Raw genomic sequence first — 19,885 nt, 5'->3', positions numbered from 1 at the left:
GGGTTGGATTAATTGCCCGAGGACGGCTGAAACACGTTTTCGACCAATGGCGGCGCGTCAGCTTGCGGCACGTGGCACTGGTTGCAGAAGTAACGGGTGCCCGCGATGTGATCCAATTCGTTGCCTTCGCGATCCAGATAGTGAGTCATCGACAGGGTCGGCGCGTTGCGCTCGCCAGCCTTGGTCCAATCATGGCAAGTCAGGCACTGGTTGGTGCGCGTGTCGATCTGGTATTGCTCGATCGAATGCGGGATCAAGGGCGGTTGCTGGCGATAGTTGCGCTGCATGCGCCCTTCGATGTTTTTGTGAACCTTATCAAGGGGGATAAGTTCATCCACATCAGCGCCACGCAGGGTGTCGACATTCGCAGATTGCGCAAGAGCGAACCCGCCCAAGAGTAAAACGGGGATAAGGGCTGTAAGGCCTGTACGGATTGGCTTGTTCATCTTGGCACTCCCTTAGATAGGTCTGGCTTCGCGCGGATCGGGCGCGGGAACTGGATCGGAAGGCACGGCGATCTGGTCGTCGAACCGGTGAGTAAACTTGAAAACGTCGACGGCGCAGACGTCGATGCAGCGACCGCATGTGGTGCAATCGGGGGAAAGGATCAGGGGTGTTGATCCAGGCCTGCCTTTCAGCGCGGGTGAGATAACCTGATTTTCCGGGCATACCGCATAGCAATCCATGCAGTCATCGCAGGCCGCTCGGTTTGCGGCGCTGACCCTCAACAGGCCCTTCGCTCCGATTAGCCCGTAAAAAGCACCGACGGGGCAGATGTAACCGCACCAGCCGTGACGGGCAACGAAGACGTCAAAAACAAAAATCGCAACGACCATGGCCCAGACGAACCCTGCACCAAAGATCAGGCCGCGGTGCAGCATGGTGATCGGGTTGACCAACTCCCATGCAATCACGCCCGTCGCGCCCGAGACGATCAGGACAGTCGCCAATATCCAGAGGCGGGTGCTGCGCTTGGGTTGCCAGCCTTTCGGCAGGTCCAAACGTCTGTGTAGCCAATTGGCCGCATCGGTGATCGGGTTGATTGGGCAGACCCATGAACAATAGACGCGCCCACCGATCAGAGCGTACGCGATCAGAACGATCACGCCCCCGATCAGTGCGGTCATCTCGGGCCAATGTCCCGCCATAACGCTTTGCAACAGGATCAACGGGTCCGTCAAAGGCAGCACGCCCAGTGTTAAAGACCCGGCAAGAGTGCCTTGAACAATCCAAATACCGAACCACGGCCCCAACAGGAACAGGACCAAAAAGAAGAGCTGACTTGCGCGACGCAACAACAGGTACTTGTGTGCGCGCACCCAGCCCTTCTCGTCGATAGCCTCCTGGCCGACTGGCATATGTGTTCGGGCGCTCATTGTCCGGCCCCCGGCAAATTATAGGACGGTGCGAACCCGCCGGGCGTGGACAGGTTGTCTGTTCCGGGCCCAGGTAGGCGGTCGGGTAAGTCGATGATACCCTCGACGAGGGGGCCACCCTTGGCCTCTTTCTCCTCCCAGCCCTTGCGGTAGTGGTCGGCGCTGCTGCCGCGGGCCAGACGGGCGGGCAGAACCTTGATCGCGGCCTCTGGCAGAACACAACTTTTCTCGCACATGCCGCAACCAGTGCAATGATCGGCGTGAACGGTGGGGATGAACATCGCATGATGACCCGAGCGTTCGTTATGGGCCGTTTCCAGCGTAATTGCGTCGTCAATCACCGGACAGACCCGGTAACAGACATCGCAGCGCAGGCCGAGGAAGTTCAGGCAGTTTTCCTGATCGACCAGAACAGCGACACCCATCTTGGCATCGTCAATATCATCAAGGCCCGGGTCCAGTGCCCCGGTTGGGCAGGCGGCCACACAAGGGATGTCGTCACACATTTCGCACGGCACGTCGCGCGCGGTGAAATAGGGTGTTCCGGTTGCCACCGCATCCGCCCCCAATTCTGCCAGTTTCAGCGTGTCGTAAGGACAGTCCCGCACGCACAGCCCGCAGCGGATGCATGCCGATAGAAACTCCTTTTCAGGTAGCGCGCCGGGGGGGCGCAACGCCTCGGCCGGCAGGGCGCGGGCATCGCGGGCAAGCCAGGCCAGCAATGACCCGGCGACCACGCAGCCACCCGTTGCCCGCGCCGCATCCTGCAGGAAGCGACGCCTTTGCGGCGAAAGGGGTTTACCTTCGAAGGGCATGGGGACGACCTTTGCCTCGCTAGTCCGTTACGCGCGCTCGACCTTGCAGGCGCATTTCTTGTAGTCGGTCTCTTTCGACAACGGGCAGGTTGCGTCCAGCGTCAGCTTGTTGGTCAGCTGGTGTTCGTCGAACCAAGGCATAAAGACCAACCCGCGCGGCACCTTGTTGCGTCCGCGGGTCTCGACCCGGCTGGTGACCTCGCCACGGCGGGTGGACAGTACGATTTCCTGCCCGCGACGCAGACCGCGATCCTTGGCGTCCTCTGGGTGCATGTAGACGACAGCGGACGGGAAGGCCCGGTGCAATTCCGGTACACGACGCGTCATCGAACCCGAGTGCCAGTGCTCGAGCACACGACCAGTGGACAGCCACAGATCGTACTCGTCATCTGGGACCTCAGCTGCCGGTTCATAAGGAGCAAAGATGATCTTGGCCTTGCCGTCTTTGTGGCCATAGAACTTCACGCCCGCGCCTTCGGGCACGTACGGATCGAAGCCTTCACGGAAACGATAGAGCGTTTCCTTGCCGTCGACGACCGGCCAGCGCATGCCGCGTGCTTCGTGGTACATCTCGAACGGGGCCAGATCGTGTGCGTGGCCGCGACCGAAATCGGCATATTCTTCGAACAAACCTTTCTGAACGTAGAAGCCGAAATGTTCGGCATCGTCGTTATGGAAGCCTTCCGCCGTTTCGGACAATGGGAACTGATCGACCTTGCCGTTGGCATAAAGCACGTCGAACATTGTCTTGCCGCGGTGCTCGGGCATTTTAGCCAGAAGTTCCTCACCCCAAACCTCTTCGACGGTGAAGCGTTTCGAGAATTCCATCAGCTGCCAGAGGTCGGATTTGGCCTCGCCCGGTGCCTGCACCTGTTGCCGCCAGAATTGCGTGCGGCGTTCGGCGTTGCCGTAGGCGCCTTCTTTCTCAACCCACATGGCGGTTGGCAGGATCAGATCGGCGGAAACTGCAGTGACCGTCGGATACGGATCAGAAACAGTGATGAAGTTTTCCGGGTTGCGGTAGCCGGGATAGCCTTCTTCGTTGATGTTTGGCGCGGCCTGCATGTTGTTGTTGCACTGCACCCAATAGGCGTTCAGCTCGCCATCCTTCAGCTTGCGGTGTTGCAGTACGGCGTGGAAGCCGGGCTTGGGCGGAATGGTGCCTTCCGGGATGTTCCAAGCGGTTTCGCAGATCTGGCGATGCTCATCATTGGCGACCACCATGTCTGCGGGCAGGCGGTGGGCAAAGGTGCCAACCTCACGCGCCGTGCCGCAGGCCGAAGGCTGGCCAGTCAGCGAGAAGGGCGAGTTACCGGGTTCTGAGATCTTACCCACCAGCAGGTGCACGTTGTACATCAGCGAGTTCACCCACGATCCGCGGGTGTGCTGGTTAAAGCCCATGGTCCAAAGGCTCATGACCTTGCGGGTCGGGTCGGCATATTGCTGTGCGAGTTTTTCGAGTTTGTCCGCCGGAACACCGGACAGTTCCGAAGTATATTCAAGCGTGTACGGTGCAACGGCTTCTGCGTATTCCTCAAAGCTGATCGTTTCGAGTTTGCCCGAGTTCGGGTTCTCGGCCTCTTGCTGCAATGGGTTGGTCTCACGCAGGCCATAGCCGATGTCGGTCGCAGTCTTAGTGATGTTTACGTGGTTACGGACAAAATACTCGTTCACCGCGTTGTTCTGGATGATGTAGTTGGCGATGTAGTTCAGGATCGCCAGATCGGTCTGCGGTTCAAACACGATGCCATTGTCGGCCAGTTCGAAGGAGCGGTGTTCAAAGGTCGACAGAACGTGTACCTCACAGCCCGGCTTTGTCAGGCGTGTATCGGTCAGGCGCGACCAAAGGATCGGGTGCATCTCGGCCATGTTCGAGCCCCACAGCACGAAAGTGTCCGCGTGTTCGAGATCGTCATAGCAGCCCATCGGCTCGTCAATGCCGAAGGTGCGCATAAAGCCCACCACGGCCGAGGCCATGCAGTGGCGCGCGTTGGGGTCAATATTGTTCGACCGGAAACCCGCCTTCATCAGCTTGGAGGCAGCATAGCCTTCCCAGACCGTCCATTGACCGGAACCGAACATGCCGACGCTGGTTGGACCTTTCTTGGCTAAGGCTTCTTTCCATTTTGCGGCCATCACATCGAAGGCTTCGTCCCAGCTGACGGGCTCGAACTCACCATTCTTGTCATATTCGCCGTTGGTTTTGCGCAGCAAGGGCGTTGTCAGGCGGTCCTTGCCATACATGATCTTGGACAGGAAATAGCCCTTGATACAGTTCAGGCCCCGGTTGACCGGCGCATCGGGGTCACCTTGGGTGGCGACGACGCGGCCTTCTTTGGTGCCGACCAGAACGGAACAGCCGGTGCCGCAGAACCGGCACGCGGCCTTGTCCCAGCGGATATCTGGTACACCAATCTGTGCACTGGCCTGACCGGCCGCAAGCGGGATGCCAGCGGCTGACGCAGTTGCTGCGGCTGCTGAGGCCTTTAGAAAAGTCCGACGAGATTCAGAATGTGTCATTGCTTGGGCCTCCGGCTGGTGGTTGGGCTTGGGGCATCGGGCTGCGGATCAGCATCCGCGAGATCCTCGAAATGATGGTAAGTAAGGGTCAGTGAGATCACGCCAGGGATCTGGTGCAGATCCATGATGGTTTCGGACGCAAGTCGGGTCGGGGTGTCTTCGACTACAACAACAAAACGTCCATCTTCTGTTTCGGCGTGAATTTCGACACCCTGCGTGTTTTTCATCGCGCGCGCTGCGGCGCTGGCGTGGTCGGGCGCGACATGGGCAAGGCAACCGCAGATGTTCATTGAAGGGCTTCCATTTCAGGTTCGGGTTGGCGTTCAAGGGCAATAGCGTCGGCAGGGCACAGGCTTGGGCAAAGCCCGCAGCCGTTGCACAAAGAGGCGTCCAGTCCGGGCTCTGACCGACCGCCGGTCAGCAGTGTGAAACGGATCGCGTCACGCTCGCAGTTGTCCTGACAAATACGGCAGCTCACGCCATTCATTGACAGGCAGCTCTCGGGTTTCAGCGCAGCACGCCACGGCCATTCAGTCAGGCGATCGATGTTTAGTGCATCCGTTGGGCAGGCCCGTGCGCAGTCACCGCAGAATGTGCAGGGCTCATCGACAGGTTGAAATTGGGGGAAGCTATCCGTGCCTATGGCGATGACATCCTCGGGGCAAACCTCAACGCAGTCACCGCATTTTGTGCACAACTCGGCAAAACTCTGCACAATCGCACCCGGAGGTCTGGCAATCAGGCCGTCCTCTTGTCGAAACCTTGCGCTTAGAAACGCGCGTCGGCTGGTCATTTGTTGCATTGCACGCGACCTGGCTACACTCGATTCCCGTCATCGAGTGTATCGCATACCGCGAACCGTGCAGGCTTTTTTTGATTTAGGTCATTTTTATGCCTGAATTTTAGGCTTTCTGCGAATTTATGCATTCATATAAATGATTTATTGCACTCAACGCCGCGGCCGCGCGGTTCGGATCAAAAGGATAAAGACAAAAACAGACCCCAGCGAAGTGGTCACGATCCCGACCGGAAGCTCTTGTGGCGCAAGCAAAAGGCGGCTCAGAATATCCGAGCCAGTTAGCAATGCAGCGCCGACCACGGCGGCGGTTGGGACAAGCTGGCGGTGTAACGGGCCGGCAATCCCGCGCGCGATATGTGGGACCATCAATCCAACAAATCCAATGACCCCGGCGACTGAGACAAAGACCGCTGTCGCAAGCGCTGCGACGAAGAACATTCGAAACCGCAGGCCCTGTACCGGCACACCAAGGGTGCTGGAAGTGAGATCTCCGGTCAGCAGGGCATCCAGCCAGCGGCTGCGGTACATCGCGTAAGCCAGGATCAGCGCCAGACCAGCGATGACTAGGGGGAAGGTCTCCCACCGGGCAAGGCCCAGGCCACCCAGCATCCAAAAGATCACCGAATGCGCCGCTCGGCTGTCGCCTGCGAAGATAAGGTAGTTGGTGATGGCGGAAAACAAAAAGGATACCGCAAGCCCAGCCAGGATCAATTTCTCGGGCGCGCTGGTACGAAGACCGTGGACCAAAGCTAATACGATTCCCGAGGCGACAAGACCGCCGCAAAACGCGGCCAGGGGGAGGGTCCAAAAGCCCAGCACATCCCCGGTGACCGTAATAACAAAGACAGCACCTGCCGCCGCGCCAGAGGACAGGCCGAACAGGAAAGGGTCCGCCAAATCGTTGCGTGTTGTCGTTTGCAAGACCACACCGACGATCCCCAACCCGGCACCAATCACGGCGGCGAACAACGCACGCGGCAGCCGCAGATCAAATACGATCCGGTGGAGAGGAGACATCTCTCCGTCGACCAACCCGGTCCCAAGCAGGACCCCGGCCAATGCATCGGCGGCAGGGATCGAGGTGGTCCCGTAGACGGTAGAAACCAGCAAGAGGGCGGCCAAAACAGCCGCCCCCAGCAATAGTGTCAGGCCCAGTCGGCCCATATCAGTTCAGGCCCGGGTGCATGGCCTCGGCCATTTTCGAGATTGCTTCGATGTTTGCCGGTCCGGGCGTCAGTTCCTCGTAACGCAGACCGATCCAGCGTTCGTTTTTGACCGCGTCTGTCTGGGACATCACCGGATGCTCTTGCAGGAACTTGAACGTGTCCGCGGCGCCGTTACCGGTCTGGTAGTCCAGCAGAACCAGGAATTCGGGGTTCGAGGCGGCGACGGCCTCCCACGAGGTGCGGCCCCAGCTGGTGTCCATGTCATGGGTGACGTTCTCGCCACCGGCGGCTGCGATCATCGCATCGGGGATGGCAAATTTCCCAGCGGTGAACGGTGCGTCGGCAGGGCCGTCCAAAAGGAATACCCGAGGTTTCGGCAGATCGGCCGTTTTGGCCTCGATTGCCGACAGTTCTTCTTTCCAGCCGTCGACCAGCGCGTTGGCCTTGTCTTCGACATGCATCACCGTGCCCAAACGCAGGACGTCGTTGAACAGCAGGTCCATGCTGGCCTCGGGGCGGTTTTTGTCCAGATGAACGCAGCTTTCGGACAGGATCATCGTCTTGATGCCAAACGGCTCAAGCGTGTCTGGCGTCACGTCACCGCCGGGCTTCATGCCATAGTACCAACCGGCAAAGAACAGGTCAGGCTCGACAGCGACGAGGTTTTCCACGGTCGGGTACTTTGGGGCAAGTTCGGGGATGTCGCCGCGCAGCGTGTCGAATTCCGGGCTGGTCTTGTACCAGCCGGTAATGCCTGTCAGGCCGACGATCTTATCCTGCAGACCCAGCGCAAAGGCCATGTCGGTCATGTTCATGTCGTGCACGACCAGCCGCTCGGGCTGAGTTTCAAAGACCAGAGGCTCACCGCAATTGTCGACAGTGACCTCGTGCGCCGTCGCAGCGCTGGCCAATCCGCCAATCAGGGCTGCGGACCAAAATGTATTTTTCATGCTCGGTTCCTTAATTTGAGCGTTTGGTTCTTCGGATATCCAGTGCCGGGATCACGCGGCCTTCATGTTGAAAGCACAGATAATCGACACCAAAAGTTTCACGGACCCGTTCAGGGGTCAGAACGTCTTGCACCAGACCAAATCCGGTCAATTGTGCGGATTTCATCAGGGCGACATGCGTGGCGAATTCCGGGATCATGACCAGATCGTGGACGATCATGACCACCGTGATGCCAAGCTCGGCCACCAGCGACAGCATCCGGCCTTTGGCGTCCGGGTCTAGGTGGTTGGTCGGCTCATCCAGAAACAGCAGCGAGGGGTTCTGCGCCAGTGCCCGCGCAATATGTGCGCGTTGGCGTTCGCCGCCTGACAGCACACCCATTCGCTTGTCCGCCAAGGTGCTCAGACCGGTCAGTTGCAGAATGCGATCCAGTTCTGCTGCATGTTCATTGGCGGATCGATCCGCACGGATCGGAATCTGACCAAGCGCCACATAGTCCCGCAGGAACAAACGTCCGTCGGGCGTTTCCTGCTGACCAACCACGGCAATCATGCGCGCGCGATCCACGGCCGAAAGCTGCCGCAAGCTGCGCCCTTTCAAAAGAACGTCGCCCAGCACGATTTCCTCGACGCCACACAGCAGATTGAGCAGCGTCGTTTTTCCCGCCCCATTCGGACCGGCAATCGCCAGAATCGCACCCTCTTCGAGATCGAAATTGATGTCTTTCAACAGGACATCGCCGTTGAGCGCGTAGTACTCCAACGCGCGCGCCTCAAGGAAGGTCATAGGCTGTCCTCCTGCGCGAACCGCGGCAGACGCGCGAGGGTTTTGTCGAACAAGGCGCTTGGACGCTGGGTCGCGTTGGTCCAGCCATCTTCGCTGTCGCGGAACTGGCTGGCAAATTCAACCAACGCGTCCATGTCCTGATCCGACAGAATGTCGCCGAATAAGTACTGCGCTTTACCCTCAGCTTGAAAGCCGACAGTCGTGGGGCGTTCACACCCCGCCATGCAATTCACTGTGCGAATTGCAAAGCCATCAGGCAGCTTCTGCGCAAGCGTCTGATGCATTGACTCCGCGCGAATATGACCTTCGCAGGTTTCACAAATAAGTAGAAAATGATCTGGTTTTATTGACATTTCACGCCCCGCTTACAGCCGAGTCGAACGAAATGCAATGTTATAACGTCTACGACGTTTCATATCGCCTCCTTCCAGGACGCCCCGCCCCGGGTTGGTTGAACATTTGATGGCAGGTCTCCTGACTTGCGGGTCAAGGCTTGGCCATCCTTCCCGGCCATCGTGGCCAGTGGACATTTGGCGTCGCTTACCGCTTACAGTTGCGGGGGCAGTCACGGACTTGGTGCCAGACGGCAACCTCACCGTATTCCCTTTTCATCCCTTGGCGAACCAGAGGGAACCATCGTGGATGATGAGTGCCTGAGTTCAGAATTTGGGTCAAGAATAAAACTGCGCGCGCTACGACACGCTTGCGCGTTGCGTTCTGCAGTATCAGTGTCACAGACTTTTGCTAGGCCATATGAAGCGCTTTCCGTGGCGCGGTAGCATCGGGGCTAACCAATTGTCATTCGATAAGAACTTGACTACGCTGCAGCGCAGAAAGGGCCAGAGGCGAGAAAAGCGGTGAGTTTTATCGCAGCTCGAACGCCTTGCCTCGAGCGCTGACTTTATTATTCAGAACCAAAGCCAGACACCATGAAGATTGAAGAAAACCGAACATATTCACAGGTCAAAATTGGCGACACGGCGCAAGTCACGCGGCTGTGCACAGTGGATGATCTGTATGCCTTTGCGTCGGCCTCGGGCGATCATAACCCGTTACATCTGGCCGCGTATGACGGCGATGGTGATGGCCGCCCCGAGGCTGTGGCACCGGCCCTTTGGCCTGCTGGTCTGGTTGCCGCGGTCATTGGGAACATCCTTCCAGGTGCGGGAACGCAAACGCGACGCGCGGATCTGAGCTTTCACGCGCCGGTCCTAGCAGGCGAGGAATTGACGGCCTTTGTGTCGGTTGTGGAAAAGCGTGAAGACGGTGACCTGACTCTGTCCGCCGAGGTGCGCCGGATCGGGGATGAAGCGTTGATCCTCAGTGGGACCGTTCAAGTCACGCCGCCCACTCAGCATTTGACATTCGACTCGGTCGAGGTGCCTGGACTGATCGTGCAAAGGCACCAGCATTTTGATGCCCTTCTCGAAATGGCGCAGCCATTGGACGCGATGCCGACAGCAGTGGTTGCCCCGGAAGAGCCGAATTCACTGGGTGGCGCATTGCTGGCGCGTGCCAACAGCATCATTACGCCGATACTGGTGGGCGATCCTGCCAAGATCACCGCCGCTGCGGCCGAACTTGGCGCGGATCTGGCCGGGGTGGAAATCGTTGCCGCGCAAAGCCACGATGTGGCTACTCATATCGCCGTCGATCTGGTGGTCGAAGGAAAAGCCCGGATGCTGATGAAAGGGCATTTGCATACGGATGTCCTGCTGCGCGCCGCCCTGCGCCGGGAAAAGGGGCTCAGGACCGGACGTCGTTTGTCGCATGTTTTTGTCATGGATGTGCCAGGTATGTCGCGGCCGATCATGGTCACTGATGCCGCAGTGAACATTGCCCCGGACCTTGAGACCAAAGCCGATATCGTTCAGAACGCGATCCATCTGGCGCATTCAATCGGTATCGACATGCCCAAGGTGGGCGTCCTGTCGGCGGTCGAGACGATCAACCCGCATATGCCTTCATCCGTGGATGCCGCGCTGTTGTCAAAAATGGCTGAACGCGGCCAGATCACCGGTGGGATCGTCGATGGGCCTCTGGCCATGGACAACGCCGTTGACCTGAATGCGGCAAGGACCAAGGGCATCACATCCGAGGTCGCAGGGGTCGCGGATATCCTGGTTGTACCTAACATTGAGGCGGGCAACATGGTCGCCAAGCAACTGACTTACATCTCTCATGCCGAAGCCGCTGGTGTCGTTGTGGGTGCAGCTGCACCGATTATCCTGACTTCACGCGCGGACGATGATGCGTCGCGGCTGGCCTCATGTGCGGTTGCAGCCCTGCATGCACTTGCGAACAAGGATAAAATCCATGGCTGAGCACGTTCTGGCCCTTAATGCCGGGTCGTCATCGTTGAAATTTGCATTGTATGAATTGCTCGAAGATCGCCGCCCCAGCATGCGGTGGCGCGGTCAGATCGAGCGGTTGGGCGATGCACCGCGCCTGTTGGCACAGTCAGCAGGGGGTCAGTCGGTCGATCGACAACTGTCCAGGACAAAATCCCACAATGAGGCCATAAACGCGTTTCTTGAGCTAACCCGCGAATACCTACCGGATGTTCAGGTTCGGGCCGTCGGCCACAGGGTCGTGCATGGCGGGCCAGTCTATTCTGAACCTGTCGTGGTGGATGAGAAGGTCATTGATACGCTCAGCGGCTTTATTCCCTTTGCACCGCTGCACCAACCCTACAGCCTTGCGGGGATCCGGGCGGCCAGCGCGGCGTTCCCGGGGACCACACAGGTCGCGTGTTTTGATACCGCGTTTCACCGCACGCACCCATGGGTGAACGATACCTTCGCTTTGCCTCAGAACTTTTATGACAAGGGAGTGCGCAGATACGGGTTTCACGGGTTGAGCTACGATTACGTCTCACAAAAGCTGAAGGAAATCGCGCCCGGTCTTTATGATGGACGTGTCGTCATTGCGCATCTTGGCAACGGCGCGTCGATGTGCGCGGTGTCCGGCGGGCGGGCTGTCGCTTCGACCATGGGCTTCTCGGCGTTGGACGGTTTGCCGATGGGAACACGCAGTGGGCAGCTTGATCCCGGTGTCGTGCTTTACATGATGCAGCAAGAAGGGATGTCGGCCGACGACATAGCCGAGACGCTGTATCGGAAATCTGGCTTGCTGGGGCTGTCCGGGATGTCCTCGGACATGCGCACATTGTTGGCCGCCGACACGCCCGAAGCGCGAAGAGCAATTGACTACTATGTCTTCCGTATCCGCCGAGAGTTGGGGGCGTTGTCCGCGGCGCTGGAAGGCATCGACGCTTTGGTCTTCACCGGAGGCATCGGCGAAAATGCGGCCCGTATCCGTCAGATGGTGTGCGAAGGCATGCGCTGGATCGGGATCGAGATGGACCCCAACCGAAACGCTAACAATGGCATGGTTCTGTCGACGGATTTCAGCCGCGTTCGCATTCTGGCCATTCCGACGAACGAAGAGATGGTGATAGCGCGTGCAGCAGCCAGATTGAGCTAGGCGGTATCAATCCGATTTGTTGCGTCCCTGTCGTGCGTATTTGAGAAAAATTCTGAGGACGGCACTAATAATGTCGGGTGACAAAACGCCGATTGGGTCCCGCCGAAGACCTTCGAGCGTTTTGCGCGCCTCTGCCATGTTTTCGCTGACTTCATCCTCGATGTCATGCAGTGCTAGGTCCCGCAATTCGACAACCGCCGATGTATCGCTGTCGGCGGACATTGAATTGGCCACAACGGCAAGCAGCACTGCAAGGATCAGGTTTGCTCCGGCCATGATCATTGCGGCCGAAGATTTGGTCATTGTCTCGGCCAGCCAGAAAAAGCCAGCCACGTTCAGCATGATGATGGCCAGCCCGACGGCGAGCCCAGCGGCGGCAAACAGTCCTGTGCGCTTTGCGGCAACTGCCAGTTGCCGACGTGCGATCAGCCGTTCAGCGCGCAGGATGGTCGAAATGTTGCGAGAAATACGACTCATGTGCGGGCTCCTACCGGGAACGTCCTAGAAGATATCCAACCGCAAAGATGCCAAGCGCAAAGAGGATCGGCTTTTTGTGCGGAAACTCCTCTAGCTCGGTCATGACGTCCTCAAGTTGCGCAGACCATGCTTCAAGGTTTTCTGCCAAACCTTCGGGTTCTACGTCTGCCTCTTGAGATTCGTTTGGAGTCGGCTCTTTGGCTTGTTCGGCCAATTGGCGGCGCAGGTCTGCCACTTCGGCCTCTAGCTGTGCTTTGGTTACCATTCCTGTCGTCCCTTGAAGGCCGCGTAGTATTAGGTGTGCGACTTTTTCCTTTGTCACACACCATGTTACTTCGATCTTTTGCGTTCGGGAAAGGGGGGTACGCCGAATTAGATTTCAGACCGTCGCCTGGCACCAGACGCAGTCGTGATCGGACAGGGGCGTCCCTTCATCGGAAATCGAGGTCAAAACGCCATTGTCACAGCAGGTCAAATCGCGGCCGGCAAGCCAATCCAGCTTCATCACCCGGTCGGGGTGAGGCGTGATAAGGCTAGGGCGTGTGGTCGTCCCCGGCGCAGTAAAGGCCCACGAATATCCACGCTCCTCGGCCAGTGTGAACAACGTTTCCCGCTGCCAGTTAAAATCCGGCGGCAGACGGTTGCCGGTGTTCAGATCCCCGCCAATCATGACGGGCAAGCCTAGGGCAAAAGCGTCGATTGCGTCCATCAGGCAGTCAAATTGCTGGTGTCGGTGGGCCGCGTCTGCATTGCTTTCCAAATGGGTCGAGACGAAACAAATAGGCCCTTTGACCCCCGGAACGATTGCGGCGATAGCGTTGCGACCGCCGACACGCGGCTGATCGGGGTCCGCGGCACCTGCGTCGGCAGAGAACCAGTGTCCATGGTCATCCAGTCGGATCAGAGCCGTGCGTTCAAACGGGACGGAAGACAGGATTGCATTGCCGTGCCAGCCAAGCGTGTTGAAGCTGTCGGAGCAGAATGCGCGTTCAGTCGGACCACCCAGATCAAGCTCATGAAACTCCACACCGAACGCGTAGGCCATGCCCAGCTCAGCGGCGACCGCTTCGGTGGTGTGTCGCTGAGCCGTACGAGCCATACCGTGGTCAACCTCGGACAGCAGTACGACATCGGGTGATAGTTTTGACAGATGAGCCGCTGTGGCTTCGGGAAAAAGACAGCGTTCCACGTTCCACGCGGCAACGGTGAATTCTTCGGCCAGCTGCTCGGTACTGGCTGCGCCGCCCAATTGCACGGCGTTCATCGCTGGAAGCTCTGAAAGCAACTTTCGATGAGATTGCGCAGTGCGCGGGGCGGCAAGAATTCTGCCCCGCTGATCGTCCGTGACGGCGGGCAGTTCTGTAACAGTTTGCATAATCACAGTTTTTGTCCCGTGGCCTTGTCGAACAGCCGCAGTGCTTCAGGCTTGAGGGTTATGCGTGTTTCGCCGGTCTCTGCGGTGTCGTCCTTGCCAATCATCACGGTAAACGGCTGATCAGCGATCGCGCCATGCAGAAGGCGATGGGCGCCCAGCTCTTCCAGAATGTCCACGCGGAAGGTGACACTGCCCCGATCGTCCAGAACCACATCCTCGGGCCGGATACCCATGGTAACCGAGCCAGCGTACGTCTCGGGCACGGGCAGCAGCTGGTCATAGCCGTTTATCCGAACCTGACCCTGACCCATTTCCGCCTCAATCAGGTTCATGGGTGGCGCACCCATGAAAGAGGCGACGAAGGTTGAGGCCGGGTTATGATAGATCTCGGACGGGGTGCCGATCTGTTCGACCTTACCCTCATTCAAGACGATAATCCGGTCCGCCATGGTCATCGCTTCGACCTGATCGTGGGTCACGTAGACGGCCGTCGTACCAAGGCGACGTTGCAGGGCCTTGATTTCGATCCGCATTTGATTGCGCAGCTTGGCGTCAAGGTTCGACAGCGGCTCATCAAACAGGAAAAGCGCCGGGTCCCGCACGACAGCGCGGCCCATGGCAACGCGCTGGCGTTGACCGCCCGACAGCTGTGCCGGTTTACGGTCCAGATACTCGGTCAGGTTCAGCATCTTGGCGGCGTCTTCGACCTTGGCCGAAATCTCAGCTGCTTGGGTGCCGCGGTTCTTCAACCCGTAACCGATGTTCTTGCGGACCGTCATATGCGGATACAAAGCGTAGTTCTGGAACACCATTGCGATGTCCCGATCTGCGGGGTCCACGTCGTTGACCACCCGGTCACCGATTTTCAATGTCCCTTCGGTGATATCCTCGAGTCCTGCGATCATCCGCAGCAGTGTGGACTTGCCACAGCCAGAGGGGCCAACCAGCACGACGAACTCGCCGTCCTGAATGGTGAAGCTGGTGGTCTCAACCGCCTGGAAGCCATTGGGATAGACCTTGCGGATGCTCTCTAAAGAAACCTGAGCCATGCGCGTATTCCTTATTTGTCGGATTCTGTGAGGCCCTTGACGAACCAGTTCTGGAAAAAGACGACGATCGCCACCGGCGGGATCATCGCAACGATCGCCAGTGCCAATGCCTGTCCATGTTCGGGGATCTGACTGTCGGTGTAGGACAGCACGATCTGTTTGATGCCGCGAACCAGCGTGAAAAAGCTTTCATCGGTGGTGATCAGCGTTGGCCACAGATACTGGTTCCAGCCAAAGACAAACATGATGATGAAGATCGCAGCGATCATCGTTCGGCTGAGCGGGACAAGGATGTCTATGAAGAACTTCCACGGGCCTGCGCCGTCAATCCGGGCGGCCTCGGCCAGTTCCTCGGGGACGGACATGAAGAACTGCCGGAAAAAGAACGTGCCGGTGGCCGAGGCGATCAGCGGCACGATCAGACCGGTATAGGTGTTCGTCAGCCCCAGCTTTTGGATTGCTTCGTAGGAGGGCAGGATGCGCACCTCAAGCGGTAGCAAAAGGGTGGTAAATATCACCCAAAAGGCCAGCGTAGCAAAGCGCAGACGGAAATAGACAATTGCATAGGCAGCCATCATCGAAATCACGATTTTGCCCACTGCAAAGCCGATGCCCAGAATGAACGAGTTCATCAGCATCAGCGTGCCGTCGACGGTCTGGGTAAACCCGCCCTTTTCGAACATGGCGGCGCTGAAGTTCTTGTCCAGGTCATCGCCCAGCGTCAGCTGCAGCCCTTCGCGGTGGATTGTCACCGCATCATGGCTGGCCGTTGTAAGCGCCAGCAGGGGGGGCAACATCATCAGCAATGAGCCGAGGATCAGGACAGTGTGATCTCCGATCGTCGCCCACTTGATCCTGCGGCGGTGGCGGGCGACGGCGGGTGTTTCAAGGGTTGTATCAGCCATTGTCAGCCCCCTCAGGTATAGTGAATCCGGCGTTCAACCAGCCGGAACTGAAAAACGGTCAGGATCAGAACAAGCACCATCAGAACAACGGATTGCGCCGAGGAGCCGCCCAGATCGTTGCCGCGGAAGCCATCCAGATAAACCTTGTAGACCAGTGTCATCGGGTTGTTGCCCGGCTCGCCCTTCATCAACGCGTCGATGATGCCGAACGTGTCGAACAGGGCGTAGGTGATGTTGATGATCAGCAGGAAAAACGCCGTGGGGGCCAGCAGCGGGAAAGTCACCTGCCAGAACCGGCCCGTGGCCGAGCGGTTGTCGATCATTGCCGCCTCACGCACCGATCGCGGGATGGATTGCAGGCCGGACAGAAAGAATATGAAATTCACCGGGATTTGCTTCCACACAGCGACAATGACCATTGCTGTGGCGGTGGCGTTATAGTCCACGCCCAGTTTGAAGTCCCACCCGAACATCTGAAAGAACTTGGTCATCGGGCCGGTGCTTTGGTCGAAGAACAGGATGCCCAGAAATCCGGCGACCGGTGGTGCGATGGCGTAAACCCACATCAGCAACGTGCGATAGGTCTTGGCCCCGCGAATAACCTTATCGGCTTTGACTGCCAGCAACAGCGCGATGGCCAGGGACAGGAATGTCACCAGTACAGAATAGATGATCGTGAAACCCGCGACCCGCTTGTACTGATCGTTGCCCAGCAAGGATGTGTAGTTTTCGCCTCCTACAAAGGTCGAGCCGAACCCAAACGGGTCCTGCAGATAGAACGAGGATTGCAAAGCCCATCCTGCGGGCCAGTAAAAGAAGATGGCGATGATCATCAATTGCGGCATCAAGAGTGCCACAGGAAGCCAGATAGTGTCGAAGCCCGCGCGTTTCATAGGTGGTCCATTGCGAGAAATGAGTGATGGCCGCGCTGCAAAAGCGCGACCATCCTGAGGGTGATCCGGGGCTTAGCCCTGGGTCTTGGAGAAACGTGCCAGCAGAGCGTTGGCTTCGGCCTCGATGGTTTTGAACGCGGTTTCCACGTCAGTTTCACCGGTCAGGATGCGGCCATACTCGCGGTTCATGATGTCGCGGATCTGGACGTAGAAGCCCATGCGGTAACCTTTGGTGTTCTCACCTGCTTTGTCCTGCAGTTGGTTTACGCCAACTTCGGCAGCCGGGAAGCGGTCATAGTGGCCGTCTTTCTTGGCAACTTCGTATGCGGCCTCGGTGATCGGCACGTAACCGGTTTCCTGATGCCAGAAATACTGGGTCTCAGGCGCTGTCAGGAAGTCAAAGAATGCCGCTGTCGCTTTGTTTTCTTCGTCCGACTTGCCGGACATCGCGAACAGAGCTGCGCCACCGATGAAGGTTTGGGTAGGCTCTGCAACGACAGCTTCCCAGTAGGGCAGTTCGGTCGCGCTGAATTCAAAGGGAAGATTTTTTTGCAACAGACCGCCGAAAGAGCCCGACGAACCCAGCCACATGGCAACTTTGCCTTCTTCGAACGGCTTGGCATTGTCGCCCCAACCGGTGCCGTACCATTCGAACAGCCCGTTATCTTTCCAGTCGCTCACAGCGGTAAAGTGCGCTTTGATCGCGTCGTTGTTGACCAGGATTTCGGTATCCATGCCGTCATAGCCGTTGTTGTTGGTGGCAAACGGCAGGTCGTGGCGCGACATGAAGTTCTCGGTGAAGATCCAGGGCAGGTGCGACTGGCTGAGTACGATGTAGCCTGCGTCTTTCAAAGCCGGAGCGGTGGTCGACTGGAACTCTTCCCAGGTTTTCGGCGGGGTTACGCCTGCGGCTTCCAGCGCGTCGACGTTGTAGTATAGGATCGGGGTCGACGAGTTGAACGGCATGCCGATCATCTTTCCGTCGCTGTCGGCATAGAAGTAGCGGACACCGGCGATATAGTCGTTGATGTCGAAGTCGACGCCGTTGTTGGCCAGCAGATCCTGAACCGGGATGGTCGCGCCCTTGGCACCAATCACCGTGGCGGCACCTGCGTCGAACACCTGCATGATGTTGGGCTGCTCGCCCGCACGGAAGGCGGCGATACCGGCGGTCAGGGTCTCTTCATAGCTGCCCTTGTAGACCGGAGTGATCTTGTATTCGTCCTGCGACGCGTTGAAGTCTTCGGCAAGCTTGTTGACAGTTTCGCCTAGCTGTCCACCCATGGCGTGCCACCAGGTGATCTCGGTTTCGGCGAAAGCTGCGGTCGCGCTAAAGGCGACGGCGGCAGCAGTTGCGCAGAGCTTAAGGTTGGTCATTTCATAACTCCGGTTCAGCACCGTACCCGTTCACGGGCCAGCGCGTCTGGTTGCGGGGCATGCGCCCCTTGCAGCAAAAAGATCGTTCGTATGCAGGCGATTGCCGCGTACGATGCACATGATGTGCACACGTGGGCAGATACGGGGAGTGTGTGACAGTTCAATGAAGCTTTTGTAGTAATATTGACAAATTGTTCCCAAACAGAGGACAGCTTATGCGTGAGTGATGATCAGAGCAAAACGACACATCGTCCGCGCCGGGTAACGGCGCAAACCGTGGCCGAAGCCGCGGGTGTTTCGCGTTCAGCAGTGTCGCGGGCCTTTACCCCGGGCGCGTATCTGGATGCGGGCAAACGAAAAAAAATTCACGAAGTTGCTGCGAGCATGGGATACCAACCCAACGCTCTGGCAGCGGGGCTAAAGGGCGGCCGGTCTCATCTTGTGGCCGTTTTCGTTGGCAATATGCGCAGCGCCTATGACACTGAGTTCGTCATGGCGCTGGTGGGTAAATTGAACGCGCTGAACAAGTGGCCGATTTTGATTGACGGTGCGGATCAAACGACCGAGCAGGCAATTCAGCAGGTGCTGCGATACCCGCTGGACGCATTGATTCTGCGAGGCGGCAGTATGCAGAGCGAGATCGTGACCCATTGCAGCAAGATCGGCGTACCCATGATTTCCACGGGCCGCATTGTCGAAGCCAGAGGCGTGGACAATGTCTGCTGCCGCAATGCCGACGGCACAGGTCTGGCAACGACCACACTGATTCAGGCGGGCCGCACAAGGTTTGGATTTATTGGCGGTCCAGCACAGTTCTTCTCGTCGGTAGGTCGCAGACAAGGGGTGGAGAGCGCATTGTCCAAGGCCGGGTTGCAGTTAGTGGCCCAAGCCGACGGGGACTTTACGGTAGATACCGGATTTAAAGTCGCTACAGCCTTGTTGAAGAAGCACAGCTTGGACGCGTTGGTTTGTGCCAACGATGCAACCGCCATCGGCGCATTGGCGGCGGCCCGAGACTTGGGGATCGCCGTACCCGAGGCGTTGTCGGTTGTTGGGTTCGACGATATCGAAATGGCCGGGTGGCCAAGTTTTGATCTGTCGACTGTGTGCAATCCGATCGATGACGCGGTCGAGCGCGTCATCGGTCTGTTGGAACAGCGCCTTGCCAACCCGTCAAAGCCAAGCGAAACGGTCTTGATCGACCCGTACTTCGTGCCGCGCGGCACTCATTGAGCTGTAGTTCAGTAGTCAGAGACCAGCAGGAAGTCCGGCGCGGTATCCTCTTCGATAGTCGCAAAACGCGGGATCGGGTCTTCGAACACATTGTCGGTCCGATCATCATTCACTGTCGAAACTTCGCCAATCAGGCAGTCGCCCTGTTCAGCCCAGAACGCATGCCATATACCCGGCATCAGAGTCACGCTTTGGCCCGGTTTCAACCGCAGCAGTTCGCCGGGTTGGATGGTAACGGGGCAACTGTCGCTGGGAACGACCACGGGATTTTCCCGGTCAATACCGCCTTCGGGGTCCGAGGCGTAGATCTCCATTACCAGATCGCCACCGCCTCGATTGATGATATCTTCGGCTTTGATGATGTGGCGGTGCATAGGTGACAGTTGTTTCTCTCGCGAGATCAGAAGCTTTTCGGCGTAAAGCATGCCGCGACCCTTATTCAGGTCCTGCACGTCGCCATTGCGCAGAGTGAAAAGGAACAGACCAAGTTCATCGAACCGGCCCTGACCATAATCGGTGATGTCCCAGCCAAGCCCGCGGTCGCGGATGCCCTGTGCCTCTGCGCTCCGCATCTGGTCCGGGGACCAGTTAGCAAAGGGGGGCAGGACAGCGCCGAACGAGCGGATAAATGCCTCTGCCTCGGTTTTGATGTCGTTGATGTCTGATCTTTTCATCTT

Annotated in this window: 21 protein-coding genes and 1 riboswitch; of the genes, 3 read left to right on the top strand and 18 right to left on the bottom strand. The window is 58.1% G+C overall.

The window, feature by feature from the left end:
• Positions 1-8: 8 nt before the first annotated feature.
• From GOV53_RS06485 to GOV53_RS06440, 10 genes are all read right to left on the bottom strand, one after another.
• The gene (locus GOV53_RS06485) at positions 9-446 is read right to left on the bottom strand and encodes a nitrate reductase cytochrome c-type subunit (RefSeq protein WP_170423656.1); all 438 of its coding nucleotides are present in this window, start codon (positions 444-446) and stop codon (positions 9-11) included.
• A 12-nt stretch (positions 447-458) separates the two neighbouring features.
• Entirely contained in the window at positions 459-1,376 is a 918-nt protein-coding gene (gene napH / locus GOV53_RS06480; RefSeq protein ID WP_170464823.1) for a quinol dehydrogenase ferredoxin subunit NapH, read from the bottom strand.
• A complete protein-coding gene (gene napG / locus GOV53_RS06475) occupies positions 1,373-2,191 on the bottom strand; it encodes a ferredoxin-type protein NapG (protein ID WP_170464822.1) in 819 nt (272 codons plus the stop codon). The genes napH and napG overlap by 4 nt, the downstream gene beginning before the upstream one ends.
• Positions 2,192-2,218: 27 nt before the next feature.
• Positions 2,219-4,711 carry a nitrate reductase catalytic subunit NapA gene (napA, locus tag GOV53_RS06470; RefSeq protein ID WP_170423651.1) on the bottom strand — a complete coding sequence of 831 codons (2,493 nt, stop codon included), beginning with the start codon at positions 4,709-4,711 and terminating at the stop codon, positions 2,219-2,221.
• Entirely contained in the window at positions 4,708-5,001 is a 294-nt protein-coding gene (locus GOV53_RS06465; RefSeq protein ID WP_170464821.1) for a chaperone NapD, read from the bottom strand. The genes napA and GOV53_RS06465 overlap by 4 nt, the downstream gene beginning before the upstream one ends.
• Entirely contained in the window at positions 4,998-5,513 is a 516-nt protein-coding gene (locus tag GOV53_RS06460) for a ferredoxin-type protein NapF (RefSeq protein WP_170464820.1), read from the bottom strand. Before GOV53_RS06460 ends, GOV53_RS06465 begins: the two co-directional genes overlap by 4 nt.
• 147 nt (positions 5,514-5,660) lie before the next feature.
• Positions 5,661-6,674: a FecCD family ABC transporter permease gene (locus GOV53_RS06455; protein WP_170464819.1), complete on the bottom strand. Its 1,014-nt coding sequence runs from the start codon at positions 6,672-6,674 to the stop codon at positions 5,661-5,663.
• Position 6,675: 1 nt separating this feature from the next.
• Positions 6,676-7,626 carry an ABC transporter substrate-binding protein gene (locus tag GOV53_RS06450; RefSeq protein WP_170464818.1) on the bottom strand — a complete coding sequence of 317 codons (951 nt, stop codon included), beginning with the start codon at positions 7,624-7,626 and terminating at the stop codon, positions 6,676-6,678.
• A 10-nt stretch (positions 7,627-7,636) separates the two neighbouring features.
• Positions 7,637-8,413 carry an ABC transporter ATP-binding protein gene (locus tag GOV53_RS06445; protein ID WP_170423640.1) on the bottom strand — a complete coding sequence of 259 codons (777 nt, stop codon included), beginning with the start codon at positions 8,411-8,413 and terminating at the stop codon, positions 7,637-7,639.
• The gene (locus GOV53_RS06440) at positions 8,410-8,766 is read right to left on the bottom strand and encodes a DUF1636 family protein (RefSeq protein WP_170464817.1); all 357 of its coding nucleotides are present in this window, start codon (positions 8,764-8,766) and stop codon (positions 8,410-8,412) included. Before GOV53_RS06440 ends, GOV53_RS06445 begins: the two co-directional genes overlap by 4 nt.
• 94 nt (positions 8,767-8,860) lie before the next feature.
• Positions 8,861-9,066, bottom strand: a riboswitch (cobalamin riboswitch).
• A 276-nt stretch (positions 9,067-9,342) separates the two neighbouring features.
• On the opposite strand from GOV53_RS06440, the gene GOV53_RS06435 reads away from it, so the two are divergent.
• Together GOV53_RS06435 and GOV53_RS06430 are read left to right on the top strand one after the other, a co-directional pair.
• On the top strand, positions 9,343-10,737 hold the full coding sequence (locus GOV53_RS06435) for a bifunctional enoyl-CoA hydratase/phosphate acetyltransferase (RefSeq protein WP_170464816.1): 1,395 nt from the start codon (positions 9,343-9,345) through the stop codon (positions 10,735-10,737).
• The gene (locus GOV53_RS06430; protein WP_170464815.1) at positions 10,730-11,899 is read left to right on the top strand and encodes an acetate/propionate family kinase; all 1,170 of its coding nucleotides are present in this window, start codon (positions 10,730-10,732) and stop codon (positions 11,897-11,899) included. The genes GOV53_RS06435 and GOV53_RS06430 overlap by 8 nt, the downstream gene beginning before the upstream one ends.
• Before the next feature lie 6 nt (positions 11,900-11,905).
• Here GOV53_RS06430 and GOV53_RS06425 read toward each other — a convergent pair whose 3' ends face one another.
• From GOV53_RS06425 to GOV53_RS06395, 7 genes are all read right to left on the bottom strand, one after another.
• Positions 11,906-12,376 carry a phage holin family protein gene (locus tag GOV53_RS06425; RefSeq protein WP_170464814.1) on the bottom strand — a complete coding sequence of 157 codons (471 nt, stop codon included), beginning with the start codon at positions 12,374-12,376 and terminating at the stop codon, positions 11,906-11,908.
• A gap of 10 nt (positions 12,377-12,386) precedes the next feature.
• A complete protein-coding gene (locus GOV53_RS06420) occupies positions 12,387-12,641 on the bottom strand; it encodes a hypothetical protein (protein ID WP_170464813.1) in 255 nt (84 codons plus the stop codon).
• 114 nt (positions 12,642-12,755) lie between these two features.
• Positions 12,756-13,751: an endonuclease/exonuclease/phosphatase family protein gene (locus GOV53_RS06415; protein WP_170464812.1), complete on the bottom strand. Its 996-nt coding sequence runs from the start codon at positions 13,749-13,751 to the stop codon at positions 12,756-12,758.
• A 2-nt stretch (positions 13,752-13,753) separates the two neighbouring features.
• The gene (locus GOV53_RS06410) at positions 13,754-14,800 is read right to left on the bottom strand and encodes an ABC transporter ATP-binding protein (protein ID WP_170464811.1); all 1,047 of its coding nucleotides are present in this window, start codon (positions 14,798-14,800) and stop codon (positions 13,754-13,756) included.
• Between the two features lie 11 nt (positions 14,801-14,811).
• The gene (gene ugpE, locus GOV53_RS06405; RefSeq protein ID WP_170464810.1) at positions 14,812-15,705 is read right to left on the bottom strand and encodes a sn-glycerol-3-phosphate ABC transporter permease UgpE; all 894 of its coding nucleotides are present in this window, start codon (positions 15,703-15,705) and stop codon (positions 14,812-14,814) included.
• Positions 15,706-15,716: 11 nt separating this feature from the next.
• Positions 15,717-16,598 carry an ABC transporter permease subunit gene (locus GOV53_RS06400; protein WP_170423624.1) on the bottom strand — a complete coding sequence of 294 codons (882 nt, stop codon included), beginning with the start codon at positions 16,596-16,598 and terminating at the stop codon, positions 15,717-15,719.
• A gap of 72 nt (positions 16,599-16,670) precedes the next feature.
• Positions 16,671-17,975, bottom strand: a complete 1,305-nt coding sequence (locus GOV53_RS06395; protein WP_170464809.1) for an extracellular solute-binding protein — start codon at positions 17,973-17,975, stop codon at positions 16,671-16,673.
• Between the two features lie 219 nt (positions 17,976-18,194).
• Between GOV53_RS06395 and GOV53_RS06390 the strand changes: the two genes are divergently transcribed.
• Complete coding sequence (locus GOV53_RS06390; protein WP_170464808.1) at positions 18,195-19,208, top strand: LacI family DNA-binding transcriptional regulator; 1,014 nt, start codon at positions 18,195-18,197, stop codon at positions 19,206-19,208.
• An 8-nt stretch (positions 19,209-19,216) separates the two neighbouring features.
• Here the strand turns inward: GOV53_RS06390 and GOV53_RS06385 are convergent, their stop codons facing one another.
• Positions 19,217-19,882 (bottom strand): D-lyxose/D-mannose family sugar isomerase, encoded by a 666-nt coding sequence (locus tag GOV53_RS06385; protein WP_170464807.1) that lies wholly within the window; start codon positions 19,880-19,882, stop codon positions 19,217-19,219.
• Between the last annotated feature and the right edge of the window lie 3 nt (positions 19,883-19,885).

Origin of the sequence: Ruegeria arenilitoris (assembly GCF_013035315.1) — a bacterium.
Lineage (GTDB): Bacteria > Pseudomonadota > Alphaproteobacteria > Rhodobacterales > Rhodobacteraceae > Ruegeria > Ruegeria arenilitoris_D.
This window is presented reverse-complemented; position numbering and strand designations above follow the sequence as displayed.

Coding starts and splice junctions, on each gene's coding strand:
- GOV53_RS06485 (WP_170423656.1), bottom strand. CDS start 446: ATGAACAAGCCAATCCGTACAGGCCTTACAGCCCTTATCCCCGTTTTA.
- napH (WP_170464823.1), bottom strand. CDS start 1,376: ATGAGCGCCCGAACACATATGCCAGTCGGCCAGGAGGCTATCGACGAG.
- napG (WP_170464822.1), bottom strand. CDS start 2,191: ATGCCCTTCGAAGGTAAACCCCTTTCGCCGCAAAGGCGTCGCTTCCTG.
- napA (WP_170423651.1), bottom strand. CDS start 4,711: ATGACACATTCTGAATCTCGTCGGACTTTTCTAAAGGCCTCAGCAGCC.
- GOV53_RS06465 (WP_170464821.1), bottom strand. CDS start 5,001: ATGAACATCTGCGGTTGCCTTGCCCATGTCGCGCCCGACCACGCCAGC.
- GOV53_RS06460 (WP_170464820.1), bottom strand. CDS start 5,513: ATGCAACAAATGACCAGCCGACGCGCGTTTCTAAGCGCAAGGTTTCGA.
- GOV53_RS06455 (WP_170464819.1), bottom strand. CDS start 6,674: ATGGGCCGACTGGGCCTGACACTATTGCTGGGGGCGGCTGTTTTGGCC.
- GOV53_RS06450 (WP_170464818.1), bottom strand. CDS start 7,626: ATGAAAAATACATTTTGGTCCGCAGCCCTGATTGGCGGATTGGCCAGC.
- GOV53_RS06445 (WP_170423640.1), bottom strand. CDS start 8,413: ATGACCTTCCTTGAGGCGCGCGCGTTGGAGTACTACGCGCTCAACGGC.
- GOV53_RS06440 (WP_170464817.1), bottom strand. CDS start 8,766: ATGTCAATAAAACCAGATCATTTTCTACTTATTTGTGAAACCTGCGAA.
- GOV53_RS06435 (WP_170464816.1), top strand. CDS start 9,343: ATGAAGATTGAAGAAAACCGAACATATTCACAGGTCAAAATTGGCGAC.
- GOV53_RS06430 (WP_170464815.1), top strand. CDS start 10,730: ATGGCTGAGCACGTTCTGGCCCTTAATGCCGGGTCGTCATCGTTGAAA.
- GOV53_RS06425 (WP_170464814.1), bottom strand. CDS start 12,376: ATGAGTCGTATTTCTCGCAACATTTCGACCATCCTGCGCGCTGAACGG.
- GOV53_RS06420 (WP_170464813.1), bottom strand. CDS start 12,641: ATGGTAACCAAAGCACAGCTAGAGGCCGAAGTGGCAGACCTGCGCCGC.
- GOV53_RS06415 (WP_170464812.1), bottom strand. CDS start 13,751: ATGCAAACTGTTACAGAACTGCCCGCCGTCACGGACGATCAGCGGGGC.
- GOV53_RS06410 (WP_170464811.1), bottom strand. CDS start 14,800: ATGGCTCAGGTTTCTTTAGAGAGCATCCGCAAGGTCTATCCCAATGGC.
- ugpE (WP_170464810.1), bottom strand. CDS start 15,705: ATGGCTGATACAACCCTTGAAACACCCGCCGTCGCCCGCCACCGCCGC.
- GOV53_RS06400 (WP_170423624.1), bottom strand. CDS start 16,598: ATGAAACGCGCGGGCTTCGACACTATCTGGCTTCCTGTGGCACTCTTG.
- GOV53_RS06395 (WP_170464809.1), bottom strand. CDS start 17,975: ATGACCAACCTTAAGCTCTGCGCAACTGCTGCCGCCGTCGCCTTTAGC.
- GOV53_RS06385 (WP_170464807.1), bottom strand. CDS start 19,882: ATGAAAAGATCAGACATCAACGACATCAAAACCGAGGCAGAGGCATTT.